The organism is Herbaspirillum lusitanum P6-12, from assembly GCF_000256565.1.
Classification (GTDB): domain Bacteria; phylum Pseudomonadota; class Gammaproteobacteria; order Burkholderiales; family Burkholderiaceae_D; genus Herbaspirillum; species Herbaspirillum lusitanum.
In genome coordinates this window covers 1-9,530 of sequence record NZ_AJHH01000305.1, presented here as the reverse complement: position 1 = coordinate 9,530, position 9,530 = coordinate 1, and the positions used below count along the sequence as shown (strand labels likewise).

General features: G+C 61.6%; 9 protein-coding genes and 1 pseudogene. All 10 read left to right on the top strand.

All coding sequences use genetic code 11. The features are described 5' to 3' along the window. Positions 1–310 (top strand): annotated as a pseudogene (locus tag HLUSI_RS0109590) (acetyl-CoA C-acetyltransferase); the annotation flags it as partial. A gap of 18 nt (positions 311–328) precedes the next feature. Further along, the gene (locus HLUSI_RS0109585; RefSeq protein WP_016833763.1) at positions 329–940 is read left to right on the top strand and encodes a 2-hydroxychromene-2-carboxylate isomerase; all 612 of its coding nucleotides are present in this window, start codon (positions 329–331) and stop codon (positions 938–940) included. Continuing rightward, positions 940–1,356: a YchJ family protein gene (locus tag HLUSI_RS0109580; protein ID WP_016833762.1), complete on the top strand. Its 417-nt coding sequence runs from the start codon at positions 940–942 to the stop codon at positions 1,354–1,356. The genes HLUSI_RS0109585 and HLUSI_RS0109580 overlap by 1 nt, the downstream gene beginning before the upstream one ends. Before the next feature lie 26 nt (positions 1,357–1,382). Further along, positions 1,383–3,005, top strand: a complete 1,623-nt coding sequence (locus HLUSI_RS0109575; protein WP_016833761.1) for a carboxyl transferase domain-containing protein — start codon at positions 1,383–1,385, stop codon at positions 3,003–3,005. 37 nt (positions 3,006–3,042) lie between these two features. Continuing rightward, positions 3,043–4,002 carry a DUF4410 domain-containing protein gene (locus tag HLUSI_RS30985; protein ID WP_016833760.1) on the top strand — a complete coding sequence of 320 codons (960 nt, stop codon included), beginning with the start codon at positions 3,043–3,045 and terminating at the stop codon, positions 4,000–4,002. 36 nt (positions 4,003–4,038) lie between these two features. Further along, complete coding sequence (locus HLUSI_RS0109565) at positions 4,039–6,072, top strand: acetyl/propionyl/methylcrotonyl-CoA carboxylase subunit alpha (RefSeq protein WP_016833759.1); 2,034 nt, start codon at positions 4,039–4,041, stop codon at positions 6,070–6,072. 24 nt (positions 6,073–6,096) lie between these two features. Then, positions 6,097–7,032: an MBL fold metallo-hydrolase gene (locus tag HLUSI_RS0109560; RefSeq protein ID WP_016833758.1), complete on the top strand. Its 936-nt coding sequence runs from the start codon at positions 6,097–6,099 to the stop codon at positions 7,030–7,032. Positions 7,033–7,098: 66 nt separating this feature from the next. Beyond that, positions 7,099–8,034, top strand: coding sequence for a 2-hydroxyacid dehydrogenase (locus HLUSI_RS0109555; RefSeq protein WP_016833757.1), 936 nt, complete (start codon positions 7,099–7,101; stop codon positions 8,032–8,034). Positions 8,035–8,036: 2 nt separating this feature from the next. Continuing rightward, positions 8,037–8,552: a YbaK/EbsC family protein gene (locus tag HLUSI_RS0109550; protein ID WP_016833756.1), complete on the top strand. Its 516-nt coding sequence runs from the start codon at positions 8,037–8,039 to the stop codon at positions 8,550–8,552. A 42-nt stretch (positions 8,553–8,594) separates the two neighbouring features. Then, on the top strand, positions 8,595–9,503 hold the full coding sequence (locus HLUSI_RS0109545; protein ID WP_016833755.1) for a hydroxymethylglutaryl-CoA lyase: 909 nt from the start codon (positions 8,595–8,597) through the stop codon (positions 9,501–9,503). Positions 9,504–9,530 lie beyond the last annotated feature (27 nt).

Sequence of the window (9,530 nt, the reverse complement as noted above, 5' to 3'; positions counted from 1 at the left end):
TGTGCCGATCGGCGCCATCAACAACCTGTACAAGAAAATCGGCTGGAGCACCGCCGACGTCGATCTGTTTGAAATCAACGAGGCCTTTGCCGCCGTGCCGATGGCCGCCATGAAGGAACTCGGCATCCCCCACGACAAGGTCAATATCCACGGCGGCGCCTGTGCGCTGGGCCATCCTATCGGCGCCTCCGGCGCGCGCATCATCGTCACGCTGATCGGCGCATTGAAGAAAACCGGCGGCAAGCGCGGCGTCGCGTCCCTGTGCATCGGCGGCGGCGAAGGCACGGCGCTGGCGATTGAACTGCTGTAACTCACTCCGGGACCAACAATGAGCGATCAAAAAACACCCGTCGATTTCTACTTCGACTTCAGCTCGCCGTACGGTTATTTCGCCTCCCTGGAGATCGAAAAACTGGCGGCGAAATATGGCCGTACGGTCAACTGGCGCGCCATTCTGCTCGGCCCGGTGTTCAAGACCATGAACATCGCGCCGATCGCCAACGTGCCGTTGAAAGGCGACTATGCGCGCCACGACATGGAGCGCAGCGCGCGCTTCCACAACATCCTGTTCCGCCATCCCGACGTCATGCCGATCGCCACGCAACATGCGGCGCGCGCAATATTGTGGGTGCAGCAAAACGAAGCGGCCAAAGCGATCAACCTGATCCATGCCTTCTACAGCGCCTACTTCACCGAAAACATCGACATCAGCAAACTCGAGACCGTGGTGCGCATCGCCGGCGATAACGGCATCGACGTCGGCAAGCTGACGGCGGCGCTCAACGACGACGCCGTCAAGGACGCGCTGAAAGCGGAAGTCGCCGCCTCCATCGAACGCGGCGTGTTCGGCTCGCCGTTCGTGATCGTCGGCGGCGAATCGTTCTGGGGCTTCGACCGCTTCGACCAGCTCGAAGCGTTCCTGAAGAACGGCAAAATCTGATGGCTGGAAAGGCAGACAAACAAGCCTGTCCTTGCGGCAAAGGCGTCTACGGCGCCTGCTGCGGGCGCTTCATTGCAGGTGAAGCGGTGCCGGCGACGGCGGAGCAATTGATGCGCTCGCGCTATACGGCATTCTCGTTGCGCGAGGAAGAATATCTGCGCGCGACCTGGCATCCCGACACGCTGCCGGACGAGCCGATCACTGCCGAGAGCGACGTCAAATGGATAGCACTCGACGTGATCAAGCACAAACATGTGAAAGACACCGATGAAGCCACGGTGGAATTCGTCGCCCGCTTCAAGGTCGGCGGCCGCGGACATCGTTTGCATGAAGTCAGCAGTTTTGTACGCCAGCCGGACGCCGCCGGCGTGGCGCGCTGGTATTACGTCGACGGCGCCTTTCCCGACGACGAATAAGAATATATTGAGACAAAGGGATCACCATGCCGCAACTCGACAGCAAACTGAATACGCGCAGTGAAGATTTCCAGAGCAATATGGCGGCGATGCAAGTCATCGTCGACGATCTGAAAGAGAAAATCGCCGTCATCGCGCAAGGCGGCGGCGAGGCCGCACGCAACAAACATCTGGCGCGCGGCAAACTGCTGCCGCGCGACCGCGTGCAGATGCTGCTCGATCCGGGCACGCCTTTCCTCGAGTTCTCGCAACTGGCCGCCTACGCCATGTATCAGGAGAAGGAAGGCAAGGATGCGGCGCCCTCCGCCGGCATCATCACCGGCATCGGCCGCGTCGCCGGCCAGGAATGCGTGATCGTCTGCAACGATGCCACCGTCAAGGGCGGCACCTACTATCCGATGACCGCCAAGAAGCATTTGCGCGCGCAGGAGATCGCCGAGTTCAACCACCTGCCCTGCATCTACCTGGTCGACAGCGGCGGCGCCAACTTGCCGAACCAGGACGAAGTATTTCCCGACCGCGACCACTTCGGCCGCATCTTCTTCAACCAGGCCAACCTGTCGGCCAAAGGCATCCCGCAGATCGCGGTGGTGATGGGTTCCTGCACCGCCGGCGGCGCGTATGTGCCGGCGATGAGCGACGAATCCATCATCGTCAAGGACCAGGGCACCATCTTCCTGGCCGGCCCACCGCTGGTGAAAGCAGCCACCGGCGAAGTCGTCACGGCGGAAGATCTGGGCGGCGGCGACGTCCACACGCGCCTGTCGGGCGTGGTCGATCACCTGGCGCAAAACGACCTGCATGCGCTGTCGATTGCGCGCAGCATCGTCGGCAACCTCAATCGCACCAAGCCGCAGCAGCTGGCCATGCGCGAAATCCGTGAGCCGAAGTATCCGGCGCGCGAACTGTACGGCGTGATCCCGACCGACACGCGCAAACCCTTCGACGTGCGCGAGGTGATTGCACGCGTGGTCGACGGCAGCGAGTTCGACGAATTCAAGGCGCGCTACGGCACCACACTGGTGTGCGGCTTCGCGCATCTGTACGGCATGCCGGTCGGCATCATCGCCAACAACGGCATCCTGTTTTCGGAGTCCGCCCTCAAGGGTGCGCACTTCATCGAACTGTGCTGCCAGCGCAAGATCCCGCTGATCTTCTTGCAGAACATCACCGGCTTCATGGTCGGCAAGAAATATGAAAACGAAGGCATCGCGCGCAACGGCGCCAAGATGGTGACCGCCGTCTCGACCGCCGCCGTGCCGAAGCTGACGATGATCATCGGCGGCAGTTTCGGCGCCGGCAACTACGGCATGTGCGGTCGCGCTTTTTCGCCGCGCTTCCTGTGGATGTGGCCGAATGCGCGCATCTCGGTGATGGGCGGCGAGCAAGCCGCCAGCGTGCTGGCGACCGTCAGGCGCGACGGTATCGAGTCCAAGGGAGGCAGCTGGACGGCGGAAGAAGAAGCCGCCTTCAAGACGCCCATCCGCGAACAGTACGAACACCAGGGGCATCCCTACTACGCCTCGGCGCGCCTGTGGGACGACGGCGTGATCGACCCCGCCGATACGCGCACGGTGCTTGGGCTGGGACTGAGCGCAGCGTTGAATGCGCCGATTGAAGAGACGAAGTTCGGTGTGTTTCGTATGTAGAATGAATGCTCAAATCCAATAACAAAGGCTGGGGAAAATGAAAAATTACTGGGCTCTGATTTTGTCGTGCGTCGCATTGCTGTCCGGCTGCGCCGGCACGATACAGAGGGAAAACGGCTCCATGAAAGCTACTTTCGCTACGACCTCCATCAATTCCGTGGAACTGAAATTGTCGGAAGAGGCAACGTTGTTGCAAGCCGAAAATCCTATTTTCAGCCAGAAGGAGTTACTGGATTTCATCGAACGCAAACTCGGCGGCTTGGATTTGGTGAAAGCTGACTCGCCTTATCGCGCAGAAATCACCATTAACCGTTTCCGGATCCGCTCTGCGTTCAACGCAATTATGTGGGGCATCATGGCAGGGGCGGATTCGATCGACGGCAAGGTCCGCATCTTCGACAGCGGCAATAAACAAGTCCATGCCTTCGACGTTACGGCCTCGTATGGCCTGGGTGGTATAGCTGGAGGAGACAGTACACGCATCAACTGGCTCTACAACAAGTTCACGGAACTGGCCGTTGCCGAGATGATGGGAAAGACCGACTTCACGGATATCCGCCAGGCAAACAAGCAAAAGATTGAGGCCAGCCGCAAAGCGGCGAAACAACCGCTTCAAAGCGAATTCGCACTTCCTCTCGATACCGGCTTTGCTGAACTGGCCAACGCCGAGGCCATCCCCTATGTCGGTCAATTTGCCAAAGACAGCTACGCCCTTTATCTCACACGTCCTTTGCCACGCAGCTTTGTCATTTCCGAGAATGGACATTGGGCGTATCGCACGGGAAAAGACGCGCTCGCTTCTGCGCTGATCACTTGCCAGAATCTGGCGAAATCAAATTGCTATCCCTACGCAATCGATGATCACATCGTCTGGAAAACAGATGCCGCCGAACGGGAGCTGATGCGTCGGCAATTATTGGCGGAAATTGCGTCTCATCGAAATACGAAGACGGCGGCGGTACAAAAAATAATGCCCCCGACTGAACCGGGAAAATAATTCTTCTATCCAGAAGATGCAAAAAAAGGAGACAAGATGTTCAGCAAAATTCTGATCGCAAATCGCGGCGAGATCGCCTGCCGGGTGGCCGAGACCGCGCGCAAGCTCGGCATCAAGACGGTTGCCGTGTATTCCGAAGCCGATGCGCACGCCAAGCATGTCGCGGCCTGCGACGAGGCCGTGCTGATCGGCCCGGCGCCGGCCAAGGAGAGCTATCTGCTCGGCGACAAGATCATCGCCGTGGCATTGGCCACCGGTGCGCAGGCGATCCATCCCGGTTATGGCTTCCTGTCCGAGAATGCCGGTTTCGCCGAAGCATGCGCCAAGGCCGGGCTGGTCTTCATCGGCCCGCCGGCGTCGGCGATCCATGCGATGGGATCGAAGTCGGCGGCCAAGGCCTTGATGGAAAAAGCCAATGTGCCGCTGGTGCCCGGCTATCACGGCGACAACCAGGAGGCCGACTTCCTGCAGAAAGAAGCCGACCGCATCAGCTATCCGGTACTGCTCAAGGCCAGCGCCGGCGGCGGCGGCAAGGGCATGCGCATCGTCGAGAAATCGGAAGATTTCAAGGCTGCGCTAGCGTCCTGCAAGCGCGAAGCCATCAACAGCTTCGGCGACGACAAGGTGCTGGTGGAACGCTACCTGACGCGCCCGCGCCATATCGAGATTCAGGTCTTCGCCGACAGCCGCGGCGAATGCGTCTACCTGTTCGAGCGTGATTGCTCGGTGCAGCGCCGTCATCAGAAAGTGCTGGAAGAAGCGCCGGCCCCGGGCATGAGCGAAGAACGCCGCCGCGCCATGGGCGACGCGGCCGTAGCCGCAGCGAAGGCAGTCGGTTACGTCGGTGCGGGCACGGTCGAATTCATCGCCGATTATTCCAACGGCGAGGATGGCTCGTTCTATTTCATGGAAATGAATACGCGCCTGCAGGTCGAACACCCGGTCACCGAAATGATTACCGGCCTTGATCTGGTCGAATGGCAATTGCGCGTGGCCGCCGGCGAAAACCTGCCGCTGCGCCAGGAACAATTGCAACTCAACGGCCACGCCATCGAGGCGCGTATTTACGCGGAGAATCCGGAGAAAGGTTTCTTGCCGGCTATCGGCACGCTGCGCTATCTGCACACGCCGCCGGCAGTCCACTTCCGCGTTGATAGCCATGTGCAGACGCCGGCTGCCGTGCGCATTGATTCCGGCGTGCGCGAAGGCGATGCCATTTCGCCGTTCTATGATCCGATGATCGCCAAGCTCATCGTCTGGGGCAAGGATCGTGACGCCGCCCTGGCCAACATGGCAGCAGCGCTGGCGCAGTACCGCATCGTCGGGCTGGCCACCAATATCGGCTTCCTGCAACGACTGGTGGCAGGACAAGCCTTCTCCACCGCGGATCTGGACACCGGACTGATCGAACGCAATCACGATGCACTGTTCCCGACACTGCAGCCGGCGTCGACTGCCACGCTGGCGCTGGCGACCTCGTTGTTGCTGGCGCAGGAAGCCGGAGACGCCGGCGACGCTCGCGATCCATGGGCGCAGACCAGCGGCTGGCGCATGAACGGCAGCCTGTTGCGCGTATTACGGTTTGCCGATGAGGCGGGCGACGCCGGTGAGTACAGGATCGGCGTCGAGTATCGCGGCGATCAGACATGGATCCTGCATCGCGACGGCGCGCAACATGGCCTGTGCTTTGAACGTCAGGGCGACACCGACCTGCGCGTCACGCTGGACGACAACATCGTCGCCGGCAACGTGGTGCGCGACGGCGATATCTTCCACGTCTTCCATCAGGGCCGGCACGCAGTGCTGACCTGGGACGATCCGCTGGCGCACGCCGGCCACGTCGAAAGCGAAGGCGGCCGCCTGACCGCGCCGATGCCGGGCAAGATCGTCGCCGTGCTCGTTGAAAAAGGCCATGGCGTGACCAAGGGTGCGCCGTTGCTGATCATGGAAGCGATGAAGATGGAGCACACGATTGCCGCGCCGGCTGACGGCGTCATCGACGAGCTGCTGTACGCAGTCGGCGACCAGGTGACGGAAGGCGCGCAATTGCTGGCGTTCACGCCGGGCTGAACGGTCACTGATCACTAATCACTGATGCGAGCCCATCCCTACGGTTTGCCGTCCAGCGTATATGTGCTGGAACGCGGCTGGCTATCCTCCAACAACGTGCTGTTTCTGGGTACGCAGGAGACGGCGCTGGTCGACACCGGCTACGTTACCCACGCGGCGCAAACCCTGGCGCTGGTCGACCATGTGCTCAAGGAACGCGGCCGCGCGCCGCGGCTCGACCGCGTGATCAATACGCATCTGCACTCCGATCATTGCGGCGGCAACGCCGCCTTACAGGCGCGCTATGGTTGCCGCACCAGCATTCCACACGCCGAAGCAGACAAGGTGACGCGCTGGGACGAAGACGCACTGAGCTATCGCGCCACCGGCCAGCAATGTCCGCGCTTCCGTTTCGACGACACCTTGCGGGACGGCGACACGCTGGTGCTGGGCGATCTGGAATGGACCGCACTCGCCGCGCCGGGACACGATCCGCATTCGCTGATCCTGCATTGCGCCCAGGAGGGCATCCTGATCTCCGCCGACGCGTTGTGGCAGAACGGCTTCGGCGTGATCTTCCCCGAGCTGGAAGGCGAATCCGGCTTTGCCGAGGAACGCGCGACGCTGGACCTGATCGCGGGACTTGATGTGCGCGTGGTGATTCCCGGACATGGCGCGCCGTTCACGGACGTGAAACGGGCGCTGGCGACGGCGTATTCGCGCCTCGACTATCTGCAGGCCGATTCCATGCGCAATGCGCAGAACTGCGTCAAGGTAATGCTCAAGTTCCTGCTGCTGGAACGACAAGCGATTTCCCTGCCGGAGGTGGCGGCGATGATGGCCGGCATTCCCTTGTTGGCGCTGTGCAATCGTCGCTACTTCCATCTCTCCGACGATGCACTGGCGGAGTGGGCCAGCGCGCAACTGATCAAGGCCGGTGCAGCCAGCAGCGACGGCGTGTCCCTGCTGAACGCCGGCTGACGACGAGCGCCTTGAGTTGCAGGTAAAATCACCGGCTTACTCCCTTCACTCCCCTCACCCGCTCCGATGCGCATCCTTTTCCAAACCGCCGACCCCGCCAACCAGGACGCCTGGCTACGCGATCTTCGCACCGCCCTGCCGCACGCCGGGATTCGCGTCTGGCAATCCGGCGATACCGCGGCGGCCGATTACGCCATCGTGTGGAAGCCGCCGGCCGAAATGCTGCAAGGCCGTCCCGAACTGAAGGCGGTGTTCAATCTCGGCGCCGGTGTCGACGCCATCCTGAAATTGAACGTGGTGCCGGACACTCTGCCGCTGATCCGCATCGACGACGGCGGCATGGCGGTACAGGTGGCGGAGTTCGCCACGCACGCGGTGCTGCGTTACTATCGCCGCCTCGACCAGTACGAACGGCAGGCCCGCTCGAACGGCGGCGAGTGGAAGCCGTTGCCGCCGTTCGAGCGCAGCGGGTTCGGCATCGGCGTGCTGGGCCTGGGCGTGCTGGGCCAACGCATCTGCGAGAGCCTGCAGCATTTCGGTTTTGAAGTCAGCGGCTGGAGCCGTAGCCCGAAGACATTGCCCGGCGTGAAAGCCTATGCAGGCAGCGCGCAATTGAATGAATTCCTGCGCAATGCGCGCGTGCTGATCTGCATGCTGCCGCTGACGCCCGACACCGCCGGCATCCTCAATCGCGACACCTTGTCGCAGTTGCCGCGTGGCGCGTACCTGATCAACCTGGCGCGCGGCGGCCATCTGGTCGAAGCCGATCTTCCCCCTCTGCTGGAAAGCGGCCAGATCGCCGGCGCCACGCTGGACGTGTTCCAGGAAGAACCCTTGCCGCCGCATCATCCGTTCTGGAAAGATCCGCGCATTGCCATCACGCCGCACATTTCCGCTCTGACCGTGCGCAGCGAGGCAGCTCGCCAGATCGCCGAGAAAATCGCCGCCTTGCAACGCGGCGAGGCGGTAGTCGGACTGGTCGATCGTAACAAGGGATATTGAACATGCAACAGCAATCCGACGCGCTTCCCGATTCCGCCCGCCGTGTGGCGGATCTGTTGAAGACGCTGCAACACGACAAACCGGTAATCATGCTGCCCAGCGCAGGACGCACGTCCGCCGAGGCGGCCGCAGGCCTCGGCTGCAGCGTCGCCGAGATTGCCAAGTCGATCATCTTCCGACGCCTGTCCGACGATGCGCCGGTACTGGTGATCGCCAGCGGCAGCAACCGCGTCGACGAAGCCAAGGTGGCCGCGCAGGTCGGCCCACTGGGCAAGGCCGATGCCAGATTCGTACGCGAGAAAACCGGTTATGTCATCGGCGGCGTCTGCCCGATCGGCCATGCCGTCAAACCGCTGATGCTGCTGGACCGGGACTTGTTCCGTTACGACAGCGTATGGGCGGCGGCAGGACATCCGCATGCCGTCTTCAATCTGACGGCGCAGCAATTGCAGGCGATGACCGGAGCCCCGGTAGCCGATGTGGCGTTGACCGCAACCGACGTCCCCACCCCAAACTGATATCATCAAAAACTGCCGAAGCTTAGGTAAAGGAGACACCCCATGAGCTTGCCCAAGAAAGTGAAAATCGTTGAAGTCGGTCCACGCGACGGCTTGCAGAACGAGAAGGAAACCATCTCTGCCGAGGTGAAGATCGAGCTGGTCAATCGCCTGACTTCGGCCGGCTTCGTCAACGTCGAAGCCGCCTCGTTCGTCTCGCCGAAATGGGTGCCGCAGATGGCCACCTCGGGCGAAGTCATGCGTGGCATCGCGCGCAAGCCCGGCGTGATTTATTCGGCGTTGACGCCCAACATGAAAGGCTTTGAGGCGGCGCTGGAAGCCGGTGCGGACGAGGTGGTGATTTTCGGTGCGGCATCCGAAGCATTCTCGCAAAAGAACATCAACTGCTCCATCGCCGAGTCGATCGAGCGTTTCCGCGAAGTTGCACTGGCGGCCAAACAGCACAAGATCCGTTTGCGCGCGGCGGTCAGCTGCGCCTTCGGCTGCCCTTATCAGGGCGAGGTGCCGCTGTCGTCGGTGTCGGATGTGGTGGGTCGCTTCCGCGACCTCGGCTGCGATGAAATCGACATCGCCGACACCATCGGCGTGGCTACGCCAAACAAGGTGGCGCCGGTGATGCAGGCGGCGATCCGCGAATTCAACATCGACGGTTTGTCGGGACACTTCCATGACACCTATGGCCAGGCGCTGGCGAATATCTACGCCAGCCTGGAAGTCGGCATCACGATTTACCACTCGTCCGTCGCCGGACTGGGTGGCTGCCCTTACGCCAAGGGCGCGACCGGCAACGTGGCGTCGGAAGATGTGCTGTACATGATGCAGGGCCTCGGCATCGACACCGGCATCGACCTCGACATCGTGGTGGACGCCGGCCAGTTCATTTCACAGCATCTCGGACGCAAGGCGGTCAGCCGTGCCGGCAATGCCATTGCGGCGAAGCGATTGGGATAGGCGACAAGACGCCGGACGTTAAAAAGA